This window comes from Nocardioides sp. BGA-UO-ETr-FS32, assembly GCF_059567905.1.
On the sequence record NZ_JCAQOX010000016.1, the window covers coordinates 220820 to 241347 of the forward strand.

Below are 20528 nucleotides of genomic sequence, written 5' to 3' on the forward strand. Positions count from 1 at the left end.
GACGCACATGTACGGAGACACGGCAGTCATCCGCCGGCTCGCCGCGCAGATGAGCGAGCAGGGCACCGAGATCCGGCGCGACGCCGACCGGCTGGTCGCGGCCTCGCAGCTGGTGCTGTGGGAGGGAGGGGCAGCACGCGCGATGCGCGAACGGATGGCGGAGCGGGCCGTGGCGCTGCGGCGCACGGCCGACGAGCACGACGGTGCCGCGCAGGCGCTGCGCCACCACGCCGACGAGGTCGACCGCCTCAAGGACCTGATCCGCGAGATCGCGCACCGCGTCCGCGGCCTCGTCGAGGCGGCGAGGTCGCGCCTGGCCGCACTGGCGGACCGCGCCCTCGACCTCGTCACGTCGACCGTCGACCCGGTCGACGAGGTGCTGGCGTCCTTCCGGCCACCCCCGGAGGGACACCTGGACTGGCTCCGGGTGCCCGACCAGATCCCGGCGGGTGCCCGGTGAACGCCATCCTTCTCGACTCCGAGGGCAACGAGGTCGAGCGGCGCGCCGTGGTCCCGCGCCGCGTACGCCTCTCGCGCGCCGCGGTCGACCGCTTCGCCGAGCTCACGGGCGTCCCGTCGCCGGCCGAGCAGATGCTCACCTCCGACTCCTCGCTCGACGGGCTGGGGGAGCGGCTCGGTGAGATGGCTCGCGGGAGCGAGCCGGTCGAGGCGCCCGCGGCCGGCGTGAGCGACCTCGACGAGGCCCTCGTCGCCGCTGGCCTCGTCGACGCCGGCGTCCCCACCGAGCAGGGGCGCGCGGTGCTCACGGTGTGGCACGCACCGGCGCTCGCCGTCGAGCTCGAGCTGCTCGTCACCCTCGCCCGCGGCAAGGTCCGCGCCCGCAGCTGGCACCGCAACCTGGACGACTGGGTCGTCTGCCTGTCGACGGGCGACGGCCTGGTGTTCGAGCTCAGCTGGCTCGCCGCCGACGACTGGTGGCTCGAGCTCGGCCGCGCCGCCCACGTCGACACCCGTACGCTCCGCGCCGCCCCCGACGCCTTTCCCGATTCCGCGCCCGTCCCGGACGTCATCGAGACCCCGTGGGAGCTGCTGCTGGCCACCGGGGAGGCCGTCCGGCGCCGCCGCCACGAGCTGCTCGACCAGCTGGTCTCCGACCACTCCGGGACGACCATCGCCGGCGACCGCCTCGACTCGCTCGAGTCGGCCGACGACGGCGACGTACGCCGCTGGCACGAGCAGCTCGAGAGCACGTCCCGCGGACGCCTGCACGCCGCGGTGATGGGCCGCAGCGGACGGGGACGGCCAGGTGCCGGCATCGTCGAGTGGGTGCTCCTCCACGACGGGTGGCGCTCGCTGACACCCTTCACGAGGGACGGGTCGACGATGGTGCGGATCGAGCGGATGGGAGCGGTCGACCTGCCCCGCGCGCTGGCGGTGCGGGCCGCGGAGGTGACGTCGTGAGCGGCGGGACCCTGCCCCCGATCACGTCGGTCTCCGGCGGGGCCCACGGCGTCGAGGCCGGCTACGACCAGATGCTCGCCCTCGCCGAGCGCTACGAGCGGCAGGCCGTCGACTTCGTCGAGATGGCCGGTCTCGGCGCACGGGCGTTGGCAGACGGTGACCTCCTCGAGTCCGCGGTCCTCTCCCCGCTGAGCTTCGCCGACGCCGAGGCGCAGGTCCTCGACGCCACGACCGGCGCCGACGGCCTGACCGTCCGCGCCCTCGGCATCGAGGCCGACGCACTCGGCGTACGCGGGGTGGTCGCGGCCTTCGAGGCCAGCGACGCGCTGGCTCGGCACGCGACCGAGATGATCGACCACGCGCTGGGCCGGCTCGCCGCACCCGCCCTTCCCGCGCTCCTGGTGGCCGGAGGCATCACCTACGCGTGGTTCTCGACGCTGCCGCCGGAGGAGCAGGCCGCGCTCACGGGGCAGCTCACCGACGACCTCGGCCGGCTGCTGCACGACCACCCCGAGCTGGCCCAGCACCTTGTCAACGGCGGTGGGGGACTGCTCGGGTCGCTCGCCCCGGGCGTGGGCTTGCTCGATCCCGGGGACGGACCGATCGGCGGGGCGACCACCAACGACGCCGCACGCCTGATGGCCCTGCTGCTGGGCAACGACACGGACTGCTCCGTCACCCGCCGCGACGACCTCGACGGGGACGGAGCGACCTCCGACGCGCCCGGGAGCCTCGCGGACCTCATGGAGCAGCTCGCCGCGTCCAGCGGCCTCGGCCTCAGGGACGAGGCCGGCCATGGCGCCATCCAGGTCCAGCGGGTCGGGCAGGAGCCCGACGAGCGCTACATCGTCTACCTGCCCGGCACCGACGACATGCGTCCGGTCCCCGCGTCCGACGACCGGGTCCGGGACATGGAGACCAACTACCAGCTCATCGGCGGCATGGACAACGCCTACGGTCGCGGCGTCCAGCAGGCGATGGTCGAGGCGGGCCTCGCCGGCAAGGACGTGATGCTCGTCGGCCACTCGCAGGGCGGGATGGTGTCGACTTCGCTGGCGGCCGATCCCGACTTCACCCGGCACTTCAACGTGCAGCACGTGGTGACCGCGGGATCGCCGACGGCCCAGGTGCCCCACCTCCCCGACGGCACCCATGCCCTCCACCTCGAGAACCGTGGCGACGCGGTGCCGCTGCTCGACGGCGAGGACAACCCTGACCAGCCCCACCGCACCACCGTGACGTTCGACGACGGCCGCAGCGACATCGTCGACAACCACGGCATGCACCACTACGTCGACGGTGCGGCCGCCGCCGACGCGTCCACCAACGGCTCGATCCGCGACCAGGTCGACCGCATGCGCGACGACGGCTTCCTGGGCGCTGGTCCCTCCGGACCGGTGCAGACCTGGGTGGTCACCCGGTGACGGGACAGCGCCCGGTCCGATGAGGCCATTCGGTGCTCCGGTGTCGTCGCCCTCATCTAGGCTCGGACCCCGTGACAGAATCCATGATCTCGGCGCGTGGACTGCGCAAGTCGTTCGGTGACTTCGAGGCCGTCAAGGGCATCGACGTCGAGGTGCGCCGGGGCGAGGCGTTCGGCTTCCTCGGGCCCAACGGTGCCGGCAAGTCGAGCACCATGCGGATGATCGCGTCGGTGAGCCCGGTGACCTCCGGCGAGCTCCGGATCCTGGGCATGGACCCAGCCACCGACGGCCCGGCGATCCGCGGGCGCCTCGGCGTCTGCCCCCAGGAGGACACCCTCGACAACGAGCTCAACGTCTTCGACAACCTCTACATCTACGGCCGCTACTTCGGCATCGACCGCGCCACCTGTCGCGAGCGTGCCCGGGAGCTGCTCGAGTTCGCCCAGATCACCGAGAAGGCCAGGTCCAAGGTCGAGGACCTGTCCGGCGGCATGAAGCGTCGCCTCACCATCGCCCGCAGCCTGATCAACAACCCCGACCTGCTGCTGCTCGACGAGCCGACCACCGGCCTCGACCCGCAGGCCCGCCACGTCCTCTGGGACCAGCTGTTCCGCCTCAAGCAGGCCGGCGTGACCCTGGTGATCACCACCCACTACATGGACGAGGCCGAGCAGCTCTGCGACCGGCTCGTCGTCATGGACAAGGGCCGCATCGCCGCGGAGGGGTCACCGCGCGAGCTCATCGACGCCCACTCGACCCGCGAGGTCGCGGAGCTGCGCTTCGGCGTCGGCGAGCACGAGGCCCTCGCCGGGAAGGTCGAGGACCTCGGCGAGCGGGTCGAGGTGCTGCCCGACCGCCTCCTCGTCTACAGCGACCACGGCGAGGACGTCGTCACCGCGGTGCTCGACCGAGGCCTGCACCCCCTCGCGACCCTCGTGCGCCGCTCCACCCTCGAGGACGTCTTCCTGCGCCTCACCGGCCGGAGCCTGGCCGACTGATGGCGACCACGAGCCCCGCGTCCGACGCGACCCGCGACGTCCGACCCACCGGCGCGCTGTCGCCGTGGGAGGGCATGTCGCGCCAGTACGACTACTGGCTCACCGTCCTCAAGCGCACCTGGCGCGGCGGAGTGGTCAGCAGCTTCCTGACCCCGCTGCTCTACGTCGTCGCGATGGGGGTCCTGCTCGGCGGCTTCATCGAGGGAGACCCCGACAAGCTCGAGGGAGCGACCTCCTACCTCGCCTTCGTGGTGCCGGGCCTCGTGGCCTCGCACGCCATGACGATCGCCGTCAGCGAGACGACCTACCCGGTCATGGGCGCCATCAAGTGGCACAAGACCTTCTACGCCCAGCTGGCCACGCCGCTGGCCGTGCGCGACCTGGTCAACGCCTTCCTGGGTTTCGTGATGTTCCGCGTCGCCTCCGCGTGCGCGGTCTTCATGCTCGTGATCGCCCCCTTCGGCGTCTTCACGACCTGGTGGGGGCCGATCCTGGCCTGGCTGTCGCAGGTGCTCGTCGGCTTCGCGTTCGCCACGCTCGTCTTCGCCTACAGCGCCCGGCTCAGGTCCGAGGAGGGCTTCGGGGTGCTGTTCCGCCTGGGCGTCATCCCGCTGACGCTGTTCTCCGGGGCGTTCTTCCCGATCGGCAACCTCGGCCCGGTGCTCGAGTGGGTCGCGCGGCTGACCCCGCTGTGGCACGGCGTCTCCCTGTCGCGGATGTTCTGCGTCGGGCAGGTCGACTGGTCGCTGGTCCTCCTCCACGTCGTCGTGCTCCTCACTCTCACGGTCGTGGGCTGGTTCCTCGCCGTGCGCAACCTCGACCGCCGGCTGGAGGTCTGAGATGGCGCTGCTGCAGGACATCCCGGCCCCTCTCACCCCGGCCGCCGCGACCAGGGTCCTGGTGCTGCGCAACTACGTCGTCTACAAGGACGCCTGGAAGCTCTTCATCACCGGCTTCCTCGAGCCGGTCTTCTACCTCTTCTCGATCGGCATCGGGGTCGGCCAGCTGATCGACACCTTCGAGTTCCACGGCGAGGCGGTCCCCTACGCCGAGTTCGTCGCCCCCGCCATGCTCGCCACCTCGGCGTTCAACGGCGCGCTCCTCGACTCGACCTACAACGTGTTCTTCAAGCTCAAGTACGAGAAGCTCTACGACCAGATGCTCGCGACACCGCTCACGACGAGCGACATCGCCCGCGGCGAGATCGCGTGGGGCCTGATGCGCGGCTCGGTCTACTCCGCCGCCTTCCTCGTCGTGATGGCCGCCATGGGTCTGACGAGCTCGTGGTGGGCCCTGCTCGCCCTGCCGGCGACGATCCTCATCGCCTTCGCCTTCTCCGCGGTCTGCATGGCCGTGACGACGTGGATGAAGAGCTGGCAGGACTTCGACAAGATCACCCTCGTCCAGATGCCGCTCTTCCTGTTCTCCGCCACGTTCTTCCCGGTCGAGGCGTTCGGCGACGGCGTGCTGCGCTGGGTCGTCGAGGCCACCCCGCTCTACCGCGGGGTCGTGCTCTGCCGCGAGCTGACGACCGGCGTGGTGACCTGGGAGTCGGCCGTCTCGGTGGTCTACCTCGTCGTGATGGGCATCATCGGCCTGCTCGTCGTACGCCGCCGCCTCGACAAGCTGCTGCTGACCTGAAGCGCCCGAGCCTCCTGCCCCCTGCGGCTGGGCCGCCTTCGGGTGGCGGCACATCGCGGGTCTGGCGTACGTCTGCGCGCAACCTGCCGCCACTCTTGTGGCGGGGCCGCCTTCGGGTGGCGGCACCGCAGGGTCTGGCGGCAGCCTCAGGAGGGTGCGTAGGTTGCCGGGATGGACTCCTACGCCCAGGGCGAGACCGTTCCGGCACTGCTGGAGGAGACGATCGGCACCAACCTCGCGCGCACGGTGTCGTCGTACGCCGAGCGCGAGGCGTTGGTCGAGTGCGCGACGGGCCGCCGCTGGACCTGGGCGGAGCTGGACGCCGACGTGGACGCCGTCGCACGCGGGCTGATGGGCGCCGGCATCCGGAAGGGCGACCGGGTCGGCATCTGGGGACCCAACAGCGCCGAGTGGACGCTGGTGCAGTTCGCCACGGCCAAGATCGGCGCGATCCTCGTCAACGTCAACCCGGCCTACCGGACCCACGAGTTCTCCTACGTCGTCAACCAGTCCGGGATGCGGCTGCTGGTCGCGGCCACCTCGTTCAAGACCAGCGACTACCGCGCGATGGTGGCCGAGACGGCCCCCCACAACCCGACCCTGGAGCGCGTCGTCCACCTCGACGACGAGGAGAGCTGGGCCGGGCTGCTGGCCGACGGCGACGACGTCTCCGCCGCCGACCTGGCCGAGCGTGCGGCCACGCTGGCGCCCGGCGACCCGATCAACATCCAGTACACCTCGGGCACGACCGGCTTCCCCAAGGGCGCCACCCTGAGCCACCGCAACATCCTCAACAACGGCTACCTCGTCGGTGAGGTGTGCCGCTACACCGAGGCGGACCGGGTCTGCATCCCGGTGCCCTTCTACCACTGCTTCGGCATGGTCATGGGCAACCTCGCGTGCTCGACGCACGGTGCGACGATGGTCATCCCGGCCCCGGGCTTCGACCCCGCGCTGACCCTGCGGGCGGTCGCGGAGGAGTCCTGCACCTCGCTCTACGGCGTGCCGACGATGTTCATCGCCGAGTGGGCGCTGTCCGATTTCGAGTCCTACGACCTGTCCTCGGTGCGCACCGGGATCATGGCAGGCTCGCCGTGCCCTGCGGAGATGATGAAGAAGCTCATCGCCGCTGGGATCGAGGAGATGACCATCGCCTACGGCATGACCGAGACGTCGCCCGTGTCCATGCAGACCCGCACCGACGACTCCTTCGACCGCAAGGTCGGCACGGTCGGCCAGGTGTGCCCGCACCTCGAGGTCAAGATCGCTGACCCGCTCACCGGTGCGACGCTGCCGCGCGGGGAGTCCGGCGAGTTCTGCACCCGCGGCTACTCGGTGATGCTGGGTTACTGGGACGAGCAGGAGAAGACCGCCGAGGCCGTCGACGCCGACGGGTGGATGCACACCGGCGACCTCGGGGTCATGGACGACGACGGCTACGTCCAGATCACCGGCCGGATCAAGGACATGGTCATCCGCGGCGGCGAGAACATCTACCCGCGCGAGGTCGAGGAGTTCCTCTACACCCACCCCGACATCGAGGACGTCCAGGTCGTCGGGGTGCCGGACGAGAAGTACGGCGAGGAGCTCTGCGCGTGGCTGCGGATGCGGCCCGGTGCCGAGCCGCTCGACGCCGACGCGGTGCGGGCGTACGCCAGTGGCAAGCTCGCCCACTACAAGGTGCCGCGCTACGTCATGGTGGTCGAGGAGTTCCCGATGACGGTGACCGGCAAGGTCCGCAAGGTGGAGATGCGGGAGGTGTCGGCCGAGCGGCTCGGGCTCCGCTGAGCACCGCGCTCAGCGGAAGACGCTGCGGTAGACCTCGTCGAGCGCGTCCTCGTCGAGCGCGGTGACCACCCGTACGTCTCCGTCACCAGTACGCCGAAGGCGGCCGCGGTCCTCCGTCGTGTCGACCGCCCACGTTCCGGTCTCCGTCGTGGCGGCGGAGGGGCGGACGAAGATCCCGGCCGTGGCGAGGTCCCAGTAGGCGGGGGACGTGAAGTCCGGGGCCCGACCGAGACCACCGACCACCGGGCCGGCGAGGCCGTCGGGCGCCCCGGGCGGCACCGCGTCGTCCGGAACCACGGTGACCGGCACCGGACCGGCGAGCACCTCGGCGAACGGCACCGGGTCGGCGGCGACGTTCCACTCGGCGATCTCCTCGGCGTACGACGCACTCGCGACGGCGCCACCCATCACGGTGATCCCGTCCAGGCGTGCGTAGTCGTCGGGATGGTCGCGCAGCACGGCCGCGACGTCGGTGAGCGGGCCGAGCGCCACGACCTGGAGGCCGTCGTGGCGGCGCGCCAGGCTCGCGATCAGTCGGGCCGACGACCGGCGTACCGGCGCGAGGTCGCGCGTGAGACCGTCCAGCCGAAGGCCGCTGGTGGTGGTCGCCGCGAGGGTCCACTGCGGTGGGAAGGCGATGCCCTCCTCGCCGCGCGGCGTCGTCCCGCACGCGACCGGCGGCGGGTCGTGCTCCAGCTGGGCGAAGAGGTCACCGAGCAGGCCCGTGCAGGCCACCATGCCCGTCTCGGGAACCGTCACGGCCACCACCTCCACCGACGGATGCCGCAGGAGCAGTGCGAGCGCGGCGAGGTCGTCGGGTGCGAGGTCGGTGTCCACCACGACGGGGACGGCGTCGCTGTGCTTGTCGGGGGCCGGAGCCATGGGACCGGGGGCGAGGACCTCGCCGTCGGCGTCGGACGCCGCCGGGCTGCACGCAGCCACCACCGCGACGAGAAGAGGGACGAGGAGGAGCCGGCGTCTCACGGGATCACCACGTGCTGTCCGACCACGCCGGCGACCGCGAGGGCCAGTCCTGCCGCGAGCAGGACGCGGCGCCCGGGCCGGGGCCACGTCGCCGCGAGCAGCAGGGCGGCGAGGCCGAGCAGCCACACGTCGTGCCACCACGCGAGCGCCCCGGAGATCCACTGGCGGGCCCAGGTCCCGCTGGTGTGGGGCTCGCCGACGAGGAGCCAGTCGGACGGGAACGAGAGCGGGTCGGCCGTGGCCGGTCCGACCTCGAGCACGAGGGGCTGGACCTGCATGATCGAGAACGGCGTCGCCGACGGGTGGCCGAAGAGCCAGTAGACCATCACCACGAACCACAGGACGAAGAGCGCGGGGACCAGGGCGACCAGCCGGGACACCCGCCGACCCAACGCAGCGCCGAGGGCCACGGCCAGCACCCCGAGGACCACGAACTGCGACAGCTCGGCCGTGGTGTGCAGGGCCTCGGTCGTGCGTCCGGGCTCCATGCCGATCCAGAGCCCCCCGAGGTCGCGCTCGCGCCAGGCGACGAGACCGGCGAAGCCTGCGGTCACCAGGACGAACGGGGTGGCGGCGAGGAGCCGGGCGAGCATGCGCTGGTCCTCCGCGACCGGCGCTGCCGGTGCGACCTCCTGGCGTGCGCGGTGGAACGGCACCGCGACGGCGAGCGAGATGCCGAAGAGCAGGGGAACCGCGGTGGGGTTCATCGCCTCGTAGGACGAGGCCGGCCACTCGCCCGGCTCGGGCACCACCATCCACATCCCCCAGACAGACAGCGCCAGGCACAGCCACGGCACGGGGTTGCGCACCATCCGCCGCGCCTCGGCGTGGACGAGGGCGCGGAGCACCTGCGAGCGGGCGGACACGGCCGGAGCGGGTGCGCGACCCGCCGTCACGGTGCTCATCGCCGCCGCCCCGCGATGCAGACGAGGGTGGCCGCGGCGAGCACCCACCAGGGGTCGGTCAGCCACCAGGCGATGACATCGGACGCCGTCCCGGACGGCACCACCTGGTGGAGCGTGAACAGGGTCACCGGCGTGGAAGCGCCGAGGAGCACAGCACGTCGCGGCGGCGCCCACACGGCGACGGCGACACCGATGGCGATCAGGGCGAGCAGCGACCCCGGCCCGGACAGCTGCGCGGTCGACAGGGAGTCGACCAGCCACCAGACGGCGAGGGCGGGGGCACCGACCACGGCGAGGCGCAGCACCCGGCGCCGCATGGCGGACGCCGGGAGCGCCTCCAGCAGGGCCGCCGCCGGGTCCTGCAGACCCGCCACCACGGTGGCGGCCAGTCCGGCGGCCGCGATCGCCAGGACGAGGTCGGCGGGTCGGTCGGCGTACCGGGCCAGCGCGGCCGAGGCCACGAGCAGTCCGGCCAGCGCCGCGCCCGGGGTCCATCGGACGGCCCGCGCGGTGGGCAGGGCGGCCTGGACGAGGACGCCGCTCATCGGGCCAGCCTCGTCACGAGCAGGTAGCCGTCGTCGACGGTGGGAACGGCGGGCGAGGCACCCGCAGGCGGCGTGCCGACGTGGCGGCGCGTACCGGGCCCGGTGAGCCACGAGCGCAGCGCGGTCGGCTCCTCGACGTCGGACTCCCACACCCGGCCCTCGGCCTCGCCGGCCAGCGCAGCCGGGGTGCCGGACCAGCAGATCCGGCCCCGGTCCATCACGAGCACGTGCTGGCAGAGGGCCGCGACCTCGGCGGTGTTGTGCGTGGACAGGACGACGCAGCCGCGGTTGGCCGTCTCGGCCAGCACCGACCGGAGGGCGATGCGCTGCTCCGGGTCCAGACCTGTCGCCGGCTCGTCGAGGACGAGCAGGTCGGGACTGCCCACGAGTGCCGACGCCAGGGCCACCCGCTGCTGCATGCCGCCGGACAGGGTCCGGATGCGCTTGTGCATCCAGTCGCCCAGGCCGACGGCCTCGAGCACCGCCGCTGCCTCGCGCCGTCGCCACGCGGCGTCCGTGTGCTCCTTGAGGATGGCGACGTAGTCGACCATCTCGAGCGGCGTGAAACCGGTGTAGAGCCGCGGTGACTGCGGGAGGTAGCCGAGCCGGCGGCGGACCTCGGTGCGGGCCGACGGTGACGCCGGGTCGAGGCCCAGCAGCGACAGGGAGCCCCGGTCGGGGGCCAGCACGGTGGCCAGGATGCGCAGCAGGGTCGTCTTGCCGGCACCGTTGGGGCCGAGGACGCCCACGATCCCGCGGCCGAGGTCGAGGTCGACGTCGTCGACGGCGGTGAGCGATCCGAAGCGCTTGGTGACGCCGGTGGTCTCGAGCAGCGTGCCCGTGGCCGTGTGGGTGGTGGTCATGCGTTCCTCCGGTAGGCGACGGTGTCGCGACGAACGATCGTGAGCGCGACCGCGGCGAGCGCGATCGCGAGGGCGGTGAGCTGGCTGGGTGCCGAGGCGAGGACCTCGCTGACGACGTCCGCGGGGACCCGGCGCAGTGCGGCCGGCCACGACACGGCCACCGCCCAGGTCGAGCCGAGGCCGGCGGCCACGATCGCGGGGTCGAGGCGCGAGGTGCCGGCCAGGGCGACCAGCGAGGCCAGCGCCGCACCGGGCAGCAGCCAGCCGAGGGCGATGTCGACGGGAAGGCCCAGCAGGAGCGCGCTCCCGACACCGATCGGCACGGCCGTGAGGGCGACCAGCAGGGCCCGCGCCGCGACCAGGCGAAGGCCGGCGCTGGGCGTGGCGAGGGCCAGCTCGCCGGCTGGTTCGGCGTCGCGTCCGTAGGCGAGCGCCACGGCGGCGAGCGGGGCGACCGGGGCCAGTGCCATGAACAGGGGCAGCCTGACCCCGACCACGGTGACGACGACAGGGAGCGCGAGCAGCAGCAGGAGCGATGCCAGCCACGCCGTCCGCAGGCCGGGAGTGGCCAGGCCCAGGCGCAGCAGCGAGCTGGACCGGGGCCGGTCGATCCGGTCGGCCAGCGCGTCCCACCGCCGTACGGAGTCCTCCGGTGTGGCTCGGACGGAGAGGGCGCTCGTGCGGCGACGGCAGTCCTCGCAGTGGAGCAGGTGCGCCTCGACGGATGCGGCGAGCAGGGGAGCGGCGGAACCGGCCGCCCAGGACCGGAGCGTCTCCTCGTCGGCGTGCCAGGTCTGCGTCACAGCAGTCCCTCCCTCAGCTCCATGCGAGCGCGGCTCATCCGGCTCTTGACGGTGCCGCTCGGGATGCCGAGCAGCGCGGCGGCCTCGCGCGTGGTGAGGCCGTCGAGGACGGTGGCCTGGACGACGGCCTGCAGGTCGGGGGAGAGTCGGGAGAAGGCGAGGCCGACATCGCTGTGCTCCACCCGGGCGAGGACCTCCTCCTCCGCCGACACCGACGGCGACCCGCGCAGGTGACGCAACCGCTCGACGACGTTGGCGCGGGGCCGGAGCTGGTGGAGCATCGACCGGACGGCGATGCCCCACAGCCAGGCGGCGACCTCGCCGTCGCCCCGCCAGCCGTACGGCTTGCGCCAGACCGCGAGGAACGTGTCCTGGACCGCGGTGTCGACGATGGCCGGATCGGCGCAGCGGCGCGACAGCCGGATGGCCAGCCACGGCTCGTGGCGCACGAAGAGCTCGCGCAGCGCACCGCGGTCGGCGTCCGCCACCGCGGCCAGCAGCTCGGCGTCGGACCGGTCGTCGACGCCCTCTCGGGCGTCCCAGCCGGTGTCGTCCACTCCCATCACGTCTCCTAGTTGCAGCGACGCCCATGATCGGTTCGCCAGCGCTGCCATGTCGTGCGCCGGTCCAGACCGGTTGCGAACCGAACGCCCACCTCGGCGGCACTTCTTCATGGTGGGCCGATCGGTCCGCCGCACGAGCTCGGGCATGGAGGAGGACCAGATGTTGAGGATCAGGACAGCAGTGGCGGCGGCAGCCGTCCTTGCCGCGGTGCCTGCGACCGCGGTGGCAGCAGGGGTGCTGGTGGACCACGGGCACGGGCCCACGGTCGTGCACGACGCGGCGTACGACGACATCAGGACGCAGGTGCACGCCTGGTCGAGCGAGGGGACCACGCGCGTCCGTCTCATGGTGACCGGCCTTCCGGCCGACCGGACGTTCGGCGCCCACGTGCACACGGGCAGCTGCGGCACGGACCCGCTCGCGTCCGGCGGGCACTACCAGCACTCGACCGACGCGGCCGTCCCGCTCGCCGAGCGGGAGGTCTGGCTCGACGTCACCTCGGACGAACGCGGTCGAGGCGTCGCCACGGCGACGGTGCCGTGGGCGTTCGCGCCGGGCACGGCGGGGTCGGTCGTGATCCACGCACTGCCCACCAACGCGACCACCGGGGCCGCGGGCGCCCGGCTGACCTGCACCAGCGTCGCGTTCGGAGGCTGACTGGTTGGATGACGGGCATGGCCGGCACCCGTGACCCGATCGTCCCCGACTCCAAGGACTGGACGTGGGTCCTGGACCGCCCGTGCGACGAGTGCGGCTTCGACGCCGCCGCCCTCGACGTGGCCGACCTGCCCCGCCTGATCCACGACACCGCCATGACGTGGTCGCAGGTGCTGGCCCGCCGCGACGCTGCCGAGCGTCCCGCGCCGACGGTGTGGTCCCCGCTGGAGTACGGCGCCCACGTGCGGGACGTGCACGTGCTGTTCGCCCAGCGGGTGCGGCTGATGCTCGACGAGGACGCGCCGACCTTCGCCAACTGGGACCAGGACGCGACCGCGGTCGAGGACGACTACGCCGGCCAGGACCCCACGACGGTGGCGGTGGAGCTGATCGAGGCCGCGGGCACGGTCGCGGGGACCTACGCCACCGTCACCGACGCCGCGCGTGCGCGGCGTGGTCTGCGCTCCAACGGCGACGAGTTCACCGTCGAGAGCCTCGGCCGCTACCACCTGCACGACGTCGTGCACCACCTCCACGACGTGGGCGCCGGATGACCGAAAGCGAGACGGTGCGCGCCTACGACCTCGACGCTGCGTCGTACGCCGCGGCCACGGCGGCGGTGCCCGACCCGGTGCGGACCGCCCTCGAGGACCTGGCGCTGCGGCTCGGCGCCGGCGCGCGCGTGCTGGAGGTCGGCTCGGGCGGTGGTCGCGACGCGCTGCTGATGGAGTCGCTCGGCCTCGCCGTACGCCGCACCGACGTCACCCCCGGATTCGTCGCGCTGCTGCGCGGGCAGGGACACGTCTGCGACCTGCTCGACCCGCTCGTCGACGACCTCACCTCGACGGAGGGCCCGTACGACGCGGTGTGGGCCAACGCGTCCCTGCTCCACGTCGCCCGGGCCGACCTGCCGACGGTGCTGGCTCGTCTGGCCGCCGTCACCCGCCCCGGCGGCCTGCTGCGCGCGACGCTGAAGGAGGGCGACGGGGAGGGGTGGTCGACCCACGGCGCGGTCGCCCGCCCGCGGCACTTCACCTACTGGCGCGCACCTGCGCTCGCCGAGGCCGTCACGGCCGCGGGCTGGGTGGACGTCGCCGTCCGGGCAGGGCTCGTCCGCAGCCGAGGGGAGTCGTGGCTCGAGGTGTCGGCGGTCCGTGATGGGGTGTCGGCATGAGGCACACGGAGTTCTGGGCGCGGCTCGACGACACCCTGGGCCGGGCCTACTCACGGACGTGGGCCGAGCTCACCGTCGTGCGCGAGCTCGACGGCCGCACGACGCAGGAGGCCCTCGCCGCCGGCGTCCCGCCCAAGCAGGTCTGGGCGGCCGTGCGCCGCCACCTCGAGCTCCCGGACAGCGAGCGGTGACGACCCGCCTCGACGCGGGGCTCGACCTCGCAGACGTCCAGCGGCACACCGTCCGGACCCTCGTGGTCTCGCAGGCCGTGGGTGCCGTCGGTGTCACCATCGGCGTGGCGACGGCCTCGCTCCTGGCCCGCGACATCTCCGGCAGCGAGACCATGGCCGGGCTCGCGCAGACCTGCCAGGTGCTCGGCACGGCCCTCGCGGCGTACGCACTGGCGCGCGTGATGCGGCGCCGTGGCCGTCGCGTCGGACTGGTCGCCGGCTACCTGGTGGGCGCGACCGGCGCCGTGCTCGCCGTGGTGGCGGGCGTCGTGGACTCGATGGCGGTCCTGCTCACCGGAGCCGTCCTGCTGGGCGCGACCTCGGCGGTCAACAGCGGGTCGCGCTACGCCGCGACCGACCTGGCCACCGAGGAGCACCGCGCCCGGGCCCTCTCCGTCGTCGTGTGGGCGACGACCGTGGGCGCGGTCGCCGGGCCCAACCTCGTCGGGGTCGGCGGCTCGACCGCCCGCTCCCTCGGCATCCCCGAGCTGACCGGCGGCTTCGCGATCGGTGCGGTGGTGCTCGTCCTCGCCGCCGGCTGGGTCTGGCTGCGGCTGCGACCCGACCCGCTGCTCCTCGCCCAGGAGGCCGCCGGCGTCGTCCCGGCCACCGGACCGGAGGAGCGCGGCCGGTCCTGGGGCCGCTTCGTCACGGTCGTGCGCGAGGTCCCGGCCGTCGGCGCAGCGGTCGTGGCGATGGCCTGCGCCCACGCTGCGATGGTCTCGGTGATGATCATGACGCCGCTGCACATGGAGCACGGCGGCGCGCAGCTCGAGGTCATCGGGTTCGTCATCTCGGTCCACGTGCTCGGCATGTTCGCCTTCTCCCCGGTCGTCGGGTGGGCCGCCGACCGTTTCGGGCGCTCCGCCGTCCTGGTCACCGGGGGAGCGGTCCTGCTCGTGTCCCTGGCGCTGTGCGGGCTCTCGCCGGAGGGCTCGTCGTGGCAGATCCTCAGCGGGCTGTTCCTGCTCGGCCTCGGCTGGTCCTGCGCGACCGTGGCGGCCTCGACCGTGATCGCCGACCGCACGCCCATCGAGGCACGCACCGACGTGCAGGGCACCTCCGACATGGCGATGGCCCTCACCGCCGCGGGCGGCGGGGCGCTCGCCGGCGTCATCGTCGGGGTGATGGGCTATCCGGCCCTCGCGCTGTTCGCCGCACTGCTCGCCGGCACCGTCCTGGCCGCCGGGTGGGTCACGCGCCGGCACGCCTGATCCCCGTACGCGGACACGTCCGAGAACGCGCGCGACACGCCGCGTCGGGACGCTGCGTCGAACACCTGTTCGGGCTACTGTTCATCCACAGGTACGACGAGGGGCGAGGTTGTCCACAGCGTGCGACGGTCCTGATCAGGGACTGTCGGTGGCTCGCCCTAGCGTCGGAGAAGTACCTCACACACACGACGAGAGAACGGGACACAGCAATGGCTGGTGCAGACCGCGAGAAGGCCCTCGACGCCGCGCTCGCACAGGTGGAGAAGCAGTTCGGCAAGGGCTCGGTCATGCGACTGGGCGACGAGACGCGTGCCCCGCTCGAGGTGATCCCCACCGGGTCGATCGCCCTCGACGTGGCCCTCGGCCTCGGCGGTCTGCCGCGCGGACGCGTGGTCGAGATCTACGGCCCGGAGTCCTCCGGAAAGACGACGGTCGCCCTCCACGCGGTGGCCAGCGCCCAGGCAGCGGGCGGCATCGTCGCCTTCATCGACGCCGAGCACGCGCTCGACCCCGACTACGCCAAGGCCCTCGGCGTCGACACCGACGCGCTGCTGGTCTCCCAGCCCGACTCCGGCGAGCAGGCGCTCGAGATCGCCGACATGCTGATCCGCTCGGGCGCCCTGTCGCTGATCGTCATCGACTCCGTGGCCGCGCTCGTGCCCCGTGCCGAGATCGAGGGCGAGATGGGCGACAGCCACGTCGGCCTCCAGGCCCGCCTGATGAGCCAGGCGCTGCGCAAGATGACCGGTGCCCTCAACAACTCCGGCACCACCGCGATCTTCATCAACCAGCTGCGCGAGAAGATCGGCGTCATGTTCGGCTCGCCCGAGACCACCACCGGTGGTCGCGCGCTGAAGTTCTACTCCTCGGTGCGCCTCGACGTGCGCCGCATCGAGACGCTCAAGGACGGCACCGACATGGTCGGCAACCGCACCCGCGTCAAGGTCGTCAAGAACAAGGTGGCCCCGCCGTTCAAGCAGGCCGAGTTCGACATCATGTACGGCAAGGGCATCAGCCGCGAGGGCGGCCTCATCGACGTGGGCGTCGAGGCGGGCATCATCCGCAAGGCCGGCGCCTGGTACACCTACGAGGGCGACCAGCTCGGCCAGGGCAAGGAGAACTCGCGCAACTTCCTCAAGGACAACCCCGACCTCGCCAACGAGATCGAGAAGCTCATCCTGGAGAAGCTGGGCGTCATCCCGGCCGTCGACAAGCCCGCCGACGAGCTGAGTGACGAGCCCATCGGGGTCAATGACTTCTGAGGACCGTCCGCCGCCCTCGTGGGCCGGTGACGTCGGACTCGGCGTGCAGGCGTGGGTGGGGGAGACCCCACCCACGCCGACCGAGCCGGGTCCCGCTCGCGCCAAGCGCAAGGGCGGCCGCTCCACCCGCAAGGACGGCCGGGGTCGCACCCGGACGTGGGAGGAGCGGGAGGCGGCCAGGATCGCCCGCGAGGAGGCTGCCGCCGCGGAGGTCGAGGCAGATCCCGAGGCGGTGGCCCGCAGGATCCTGCTCGACGCCCTGACCGGTCAGGCCCGCTCCCGCCAGGAGCTCGCCGACAAGCTGGCCGGCAGGGGCGTACCCGACGAGCTGGCGGGCGACCTGCTCGACCGGTTCACCGAGGTCGGTCTCATCGATGACGCGGCCTACGCCCGGCAGTGGGTCGAGAGCCGGCACCGCAGCCGCGGACTTGCTCCGCGGGCCCTGGCCCAGGAGCTGCGTCGCAAGGGTGTCGGCGACGACGAGGCCAAAGCGGCGCTCGAGCAGATCGACGAGACCGACCAGCGGGTCGCCGCCCGGGCACTCGTCGACAAGAAGCTGCGCACCATGCGCGGCCTCGACCGGCCGGTGGCCACCCGGCGCCTCGCCGGGCTGCTGGCCCGCAAGGGCTACGGAGCTGGGCTGGCGTTCTCGGTGGTGCGTGAGGCGCTCGACGACGGGGACGACCCCGACGCCGCGGACGACCTCGACCCGCCCGACTTCTAGGGTCGCCCTTCCGTCCGGCGCCGCGGCTCTGGTGGGATGGGCCGGTGAGCAACGAGCGCGAGGTCCTCACCTACGACCTGTTCGGCACCGCGACGCGCGAGCTGGCACAACAGGTCGCCGACTCGGGCTTCCGGCCCGACTTGGTCCTCGCGATCGCGCGGGGCGGCCTGGCCCTCGGGATGGGCCTGGGCTACGCGTTGGCGGTGAAGAACATCTCGGTGGTCAACGTGGAGTTCTACACCGGGGTCGACGAGCGGCTCGACGTCCCGATCATGCTGCCCCCCACCCCGGCGGTCGTCGAACTGTCGGGGCTCAAGGTGCTGATCGCCGACGACGTCGCGGACACCGGGCGCACCCTCGAGCTCGTCCACGAGTTCTGCGCGGGCCACGTCGCGGAGGCCCGCACGGTCGTGATCTACGAGAAGCCCCAGTCGGTCATCAAGGCCGACTACGTGTGGCGTCGGACCGAGCGATGGATCGACTTCCCGTGGTCGGTCCTGCCACCCGTCGTCGACCCGGACGCGCTCGCCCACTGACCGGCGTCGTGGAAGCCAGGCAGGTGACGGTCCGCGACGGGCGGGTCGAGCTCGTTGGTGAGGTCGGGCCGGGGGAGAGCTGGGCGGGGGCCGCGGCCCGCATCGCGGCACCGATGACCGCCGGCCCGGTGGCCGGGGACCTGTCCGGCGACACCCTCGCCTTCGTCCTCGACCCGGACCTGCGCACCGACCTGCGCGCGATGACCCGCGGCGACCTGCCACTCCTCGCGCGGTGGCTCGCGGCTCCCCACGTACGCCGGTGGTGGCACACCGCAGGGGAGCCGACCCCCGAGCGGGTCGCCGCGACGTACGGCCCACGCGTCGACGGGCACACGCCGACCCGCATGTGGGTCGTGGAGGTCAACGGCCGCTCGATCGGCTTCGTGCAGGACTACCGCATCCGCGAGCACCCGGAGTTCGCGCTGCTGACGCCGAACCCGGACGCCATCGGGCTCGACTACGTGATCGGCGAGCCGGAGTGGGCCGGTCGCGGTCTCGGCGCCCGCATCCTCTGGACCTGGATGGTCGGCGCGGCGCGCCGCTTCCCCGATGCGGAGGAGTTCTTCGCCGCCCCCGACCACCGCAACGCAGCCTCGCTGCGCATCCTCGACAAGGTGGGCTTCGTGCAGGGCACCTGGTTCGACGAGCCCACGAGCGCCGGGTCGGTTGCCACGGTCGTCGGCTGCACGCTCGACGTACGGCGCGTCCTCGGCGGCGCGCACCGCGCCGGGCCCGGCCCGGTGCCCGGTGGGCCATGATGACCCCATGACCTCCGCCATCGCCGACGCGCTGCGACTCCCCGCCGGTCCGGTCGACCTGACCGCCATCGACCCCGACGCCGCACCGGGCTTCGACGGCAAGAAGGCTGACGGGAAGGCAGCGCTGGCCGGCATGCAGTCCGAGCTGGCCGACCTGCAGGAGAGGCTCTGGGCCGAGCGCACCGCGGGCTCCGAGCGTCGCATCCTGCTCGTGCTGCAGGGCATGGACACCAGCGGCAAGGGCGGCGTGCTGCGTCACACCATCGGTCTGGTCGACCCGCAGGGCGTCCGGATCACGAGCTTCAAGGCGCCGACCGAGGAGGAGCGTGCCCACGACTTCCTCTGGCGCATCGAGAAGGGCCTCCCGGCGGCGGGCTACATCGGGGTCTTCGACCGCTCGCACTACGAGGACGTCCTGATCGCCCGTGTCCACGGACTGGCAGATCCCGACGAGATCGAGCGGCGCTACGGGGCGATCAACGAGTTCGAGGCCAGGCTCGTCGACGAGGGCTTCTCGATCCTCAAGTGCATGCTCCACATCAGCGCCGACGAGCAGAAGGCGCGGCTCGCCGAGCGGCTGGCCAACCCGGAGAAGCACTGGAAGTTCAACCCCGGCGACCTCGACGAGCGGGCCCACTGGCCGGCCTACCGCGAGGCGTACGAGATCGCGCTGGAGCGCACCGGCACCGACGTCGCTCCGTGGCACGTGGTGCCGGCGGACAAGAAGTGGTTCCGCAACCTGGCCGTGGGCCAGATCCTCCTCGACACCCTTCGCGGCCTCGACCTGCAGTGGCCCGTCGCCGACTTCGACGTGGAGGCCGAGACCGCTCGGCTCGTCGCGGAGGCCCCGGTCCGGTGACCGCTGACCTCCCGACCGGCCTTGCGACACTCCTCCAGACGGTCCACGTCACGCGCTACGTGACGCCCCTGCGCGAGGGCGGCAGCCTGCCCGGGGTCGTCGAGGGCGACGACCTCGGGACGTACGTCTGCAAGTTCCGCGGTGCCGGTCAGGGCGCGAAGGTGCTGGTTGCCGAGGTGGTCGTCAGCGGTCTCGCCACCCGGCTCGGCCTGCGCACGCCGCGCCTCGTCGTCCTCGACCTCGACCCCGAGCTCGCGCGCTACGAGGCCGACGAGGAGGTGCAGGACCTCCTCAACGCCAGTGTCGGACCCAACCTCGGCATCGACTTCCTCCCGGGGTCGTTCGGGGTCGACGGCCAGGTGGCCACGGCCGACGACGAGGGGGCGAAGGTGCTCTGGCTCGACGCCTTCACGGCCAACGTCGACCGCTCGTGGCGCAACCCCAACCTGCTGCTCTGGCACGGCGACCTGTGGGTCATCGACCACGGTGCCTCGCTCTACTTCCACCACGGCTGGCAGGCGGGCGTCACCGATCCGGCGCGGTTCGCCGCCCAGCCCTGGGACGTCGGCGGGCACGTCTTCGAGACCTGCGCGGGACGGGCGCAGGAGCTCGACGAGGAGATCGCGGCACTGCTCGGCCGCGAGGTGTTCGTCGAGATCCTGGCCGCGGTGCCCGACGTCTGGCTGGAGCCGGTCCCGGGCGCCGGGACGCCCGACGAGCTGCGCGCGGCCTACGTCGACTTCCTCGTCGCGCGCCTCGGCACCCGGCAGTGGCTCCCGGGGGTGGCGCGGTGAGCCCGACCCGTCTGGCCTACCAGTACGTCGTCCTGCGGTGCGTCCCGCGACCGGACCGCGAGGAGTTCGTCAACGTCGGCGTCGTGCTGCACTGCCAGGGCACTGACTACCTCGACGTGGCCTGGTCCGTGGACCGCGACCGGCTGCGCGCACTCCACCCCGGGGTGGACGTCGACCAGGTCTGCGAGGCCCTGGCCTTCGTCGACCTGGTGTGCCGCGGTGACGAGCGTGGCGGCGAGGCCGCTCGCCAGTCCCTCGGCCAGCGCTTCGGCTTCCTCAAGGCGCCCCGCAGCACCGTCCTCCAGCCCGGACCCGTGCACGGCGGCGTGACCGACGACCCGGCCCGCCAGCTCGAGCACCTGCGCGAGCGCCTCGTCGGATGA

General features: G+C 72.7%; 25 protein-coding genes. 19 read left to right on the plus strand and 6 right to left on the minus strand.

The window, feature by feature from the left end; all coding sequences use genetic code 11:
- Positions 1-7 precede the first annotated feature (7 nt).
- The 7 genes from AC57BS_RS18635 (at position 8) to AC57BS_RS18665 (ending at position 7273) form a co-directional block, all read left to right on the plus strand.
- A complete protein-coding gene (locus AC57BS_RS18635) occupies positions 8-460 on the plus strand; it encodes a hypothetical protein (protein ID WP_496412946.1) in 453 nt (150 codons plus the stop codon).
- Positions 457-1422 (plus strand): hypothetical protein, encoded by a 966-nt coding sequence (locus AC57BS_RS18640; protein ID WP_496412947.1) that lies wholly within the window; start codon positions 457-459, stop codon positions 1420-1422. Before AC57BS_RS18635 ends, AC57BS_RS18640 begins: the two co-directional genes overlap by 4 nt.
- Complete coding sequence (locus AC57BS_RS18645; protein ID WP_496412948.1) at positions 1419-2846, plus strand: PGAP1-like alpha/beta domain-containing protein; 1428 nt, start codon at positions 1419-1421, stop codon at positions 2844-2846. Before AC57BS_RS18640 ends, AC57BS_RS18645 begins: the two co-directional genes overlap by 4 nt.
- Positions 2847-2917: 71 nt before the next feature.
- Positions 2918-3844 (plus strand): ABC transporter ATP-binding protein, encoded by a 927-nt coding sequence (locus AC57BS_RS18650; protein WP_496412949.1) that lies wholly within the window; start codon positions 2918-2920, stop codon positions 3842-3844.
- A complete protein-coding gene (locus tag AC57BS_RS18655) occupies positions 3844-4683 on the plus strand; it encodes an ABC transporter permease (protein ID WP_496412950.1) in 840 nt (279 codons plus the stop codon). The genes AC57BS_RS18650 and AC57BS_RS18655 overlap by 1 nt, the downstream gene beginning before the upstream one ends.
- Position 4684: 1 nt before the next feature.
- Entirely contained in the window at positions 4685-5485 is an 801-nt protein-coding gene (locus tag AC57BS_RS18660) for an ABC transporter permease (protein ID WP_496412951.1), read from the plus strand.
- 171 nt (positions 5486-5656) lie between these two features.
- Positions 5657-7273: an AMP-binding protein gene (locus AC57BS_RS18665; RefSeq protein WP_496412952.1), complete on the plus strand. Its 1617-nt coding sequence runs from the start codon at positions 5657-5659 to the stop codon at positions 7271-7273.
- Positions 7274-7282: 9 nt separating this feature from the next.
- Here the strand turns inward: AC57BS_RS18665 and AC57BS_RS18670 are convergent, their stop codons facing one another.
- The 6 genes from AC57BS_RS18670 to AC57BS_RS18695 are packed head-to-tail and all read right to left on the minus strand — an operon-like array spanning position 7283 to position 11936.
- Positions 7283-8257, minus strand: a complete 975-nt coding sequence (locus tag AC57BS_RS18670; RefSeq protein WP_496412953.1) for a nucleoside hydrolase — start codon at positions 8255-8257, stop codon at positions 7283-7285.
- Complete coding sequence (locus tag AC57BS_RS18675; protein ID WP_496412954.1) at positions 8254-9162, minus strand: hypothetical protein; 909 nt, start codon at positions 9160-9162, stop codon at positions 8254-8256. Before AC57BS_RS18675 ends, AC57BS_RS18670 begins: the two co-directional genes overlap by 4 nt.
- Positions 9159-9707, minus strand: a complete 549-nt coding sequence (locus AC57BS_RS18680) for a hypothetical protein (RefSeq protein ID WP_496412955.1) — start codon at positions 9705-9707, stop codon at positions 9159-9161. The genes AC57BS_RS18675 and AC57BS_RS18680 overlap by 4 nt, the downstream gene beginning before the upstream one ends.
- Positions 9704-10570, minus strand: coding sequence for an ABC transporter ATP-binding protein (locus AC57BS_RS18685; RefSeq protein ID WP_496412956.1), 867 nt, complete (start codon positions 10568-10570; stop codon positions 9704-9706). Before AC57BS_RS18685 ends, AC57BS_RS18680 begins: the two co-directional genes overlap by 4 nt.
- Entirely contained in the window at positions 10567-11373 is an 807-nt protein-coding gene (locus tag AC57BS_RS18690) for a hypothetical protein (protein ID WP_496412957.1), read from the minus strand. Before AC57BS_RS18690 ends, AC57BS_RS18685 begins: the two co-directional genes overlap by 4 nt.
- Complete coding sequence (locus AC57BS_RS18695; protein ID WP_496412958.1) at positions 11370-11936, minus strand: RNA polymerase sigma factor; 567 nt, start codon at positions 11934-11936, stop codon at positions 11370-11372. The genes AC57BS_RS18690 and AC57BS_RS18695 overlap by 4 nt, the downstream gene beginning before the upstream one ends.
- Positions 11937-12096: 160 nt before the next feature.
- Between AC57BS_RS18695 and AC57BS_RS18700 the strand changes: the two genes are divergently transcribed.
- The 12 genes from AC57BS_RS18700 to AC57BS_RS18755 all read left to right on the plus strand — a co-directional run bounded on the left by AC57BS_RS18700 (position 12097) and on the right by AC57BS_RS18755 (position 20528).
- Positions 12097-12594, plus strand: a complete 498-nt coding sequence (locus tag AC57BS_RS18700; protein WP_496412959.1) for a superoxide dismutase family protein — start codon at positions 12097-12099, stop codon at positions 12592-12594.
- Between the two features lie 17 nt (positions 12595-12611).
- Positions 12612-13148 carry a DinB family protein gene (locus AC57BS_RS18705; RefSeq protein WP_496412960.1) on the plus strand — a complete coding sequence of 179 codons (537 nt, stop codon included), beginning with the start codon at positions 12612-12614 and terminating at the stop codon, positions 13146-13148.
- Positions 13145-13768: a class I SAM-dependent methyltransferase gene (locus tag AC57BS_RS18710; protein WP_496412961.1), complete on the plus strand. Its 624-nt coding sequence runs from the start codon at positions 13145-13147 to the stop codon at positions 13766-13768. The genes AC57BS_RS18705 and AC57BS_RS18710 overlap by 4 nt, the downstream gene beginning before the upstream one ends.
- Positions 13765-13959, plus strand: coding sequence for a DUF3046 domain-containing protein (locus AC57BS_RS18715; RefSeq protein WP_496412962.1), 195 nt, complete (start codon positions 13765-13767; stop codon positions 13957-13959). The genes AC57BS_RS18710 and AC57BS_RS18715 overlap by 4 nt, the downstream gene beginning before the upstream one ends.
- Positions 13956-15212, plus strand: coding sequence for an MFS transporter (locus AC57BS_RS18720; protein ID WP_496412963.1), 1257 nt, complete (start codon positions 13956-13958; stop codon positions 15210-15212). The genes AC57BS_RS18715 and AC57BS_RS18720 overlap by 4 nt, the downstream gene beginning before the upstream one ends.
- Positions 15213-15421: 209 nt before the next feature.
- The gene (gene recA, locus AC57BS_RS18725) at positions 15422-16474 is read left to right on the plus strand and encodes a recombinase RecA (RefSeq protein ID WP_207085144.1); all 1053 of its coding nucleotides are present in this window, start codon (positions 15422-15424) and stop codon (positions 16472-16474) included.
- The gene (locus AC57BS_RS18730) at positions 16464-17198 is read left to right on the plus strand and encodes a regulatory protein RecX (protein ID WP_496412964.1); all 735 of its coding nucleotides are present in this window, start codon (positions 16464-16466) and stop codon (positions 17196-17198) included. Before recA ends, AC57BS_RS18730 begins: the two co-directional genes overlap by 11 nt.
- Before the next feature lie 44 nt (positions 17199-17242).
- On the plus strand, positions 17243-17734 hold the full coding sequence (locus AC57BS_RS18735) for a phosphoribosyltransferase (RefSeq protein ID WP_496412965.1): 492 nt from the start codon (positions 17243-17245) through the stop codon (positions 17732-17734).
- Between the two features lie 8 nt (positions 17735-17742).
- The gene (locus tag AC57BS_RS18740) at positions 17743-18492 is read left to right on the plus strand and encodes a GNAT family N-acetyltransferase (RefSeq protein WP_496412966.1); all 750 of its coding nucleotides are present in this window, start codon (positions 17743-17745) and stop codon (positions 18490-18492) included.
- A gap of 7 nt (positions 18493-18499) precedes the next feature.
- Positions 18500-19351, plus strand: a complete 852-nt coding sequence (locus AC57BS_RS18745; RefSeq protein ID WP_496412967.1) for a polyphosphate kinase 2 family protein — start codon at positions 18500-18502, stop codon at positions 19349-19351.
- Positions 19348-20145: a HipA family kinase gene (locus tag AC57BS_RS18750; RefSeq protein ID WP_496412968.1), complete on the plus strand. Its 798-nt coding sequence runs from the start codon at positions 19348-19350 to the stop codon at positions 20143-20145. Before AC57BS_RS18745 ends, AC57BS_RS18750 begins: the two co-directional genes overlap by 4 nt.
- Positions 20142-20528, plus strand: coding sequence for a DUF3037 domain-containing protein (locus AC57BS_RS18755; protein WP_496412969.1), 387 nt, complete (start codon positions 20142-20144; stop codon positions 20526-20528). Before AC57BS_RS18750 ends, AC57BS_RS18755 begins: the two co-directional genes overlap by 4 nt.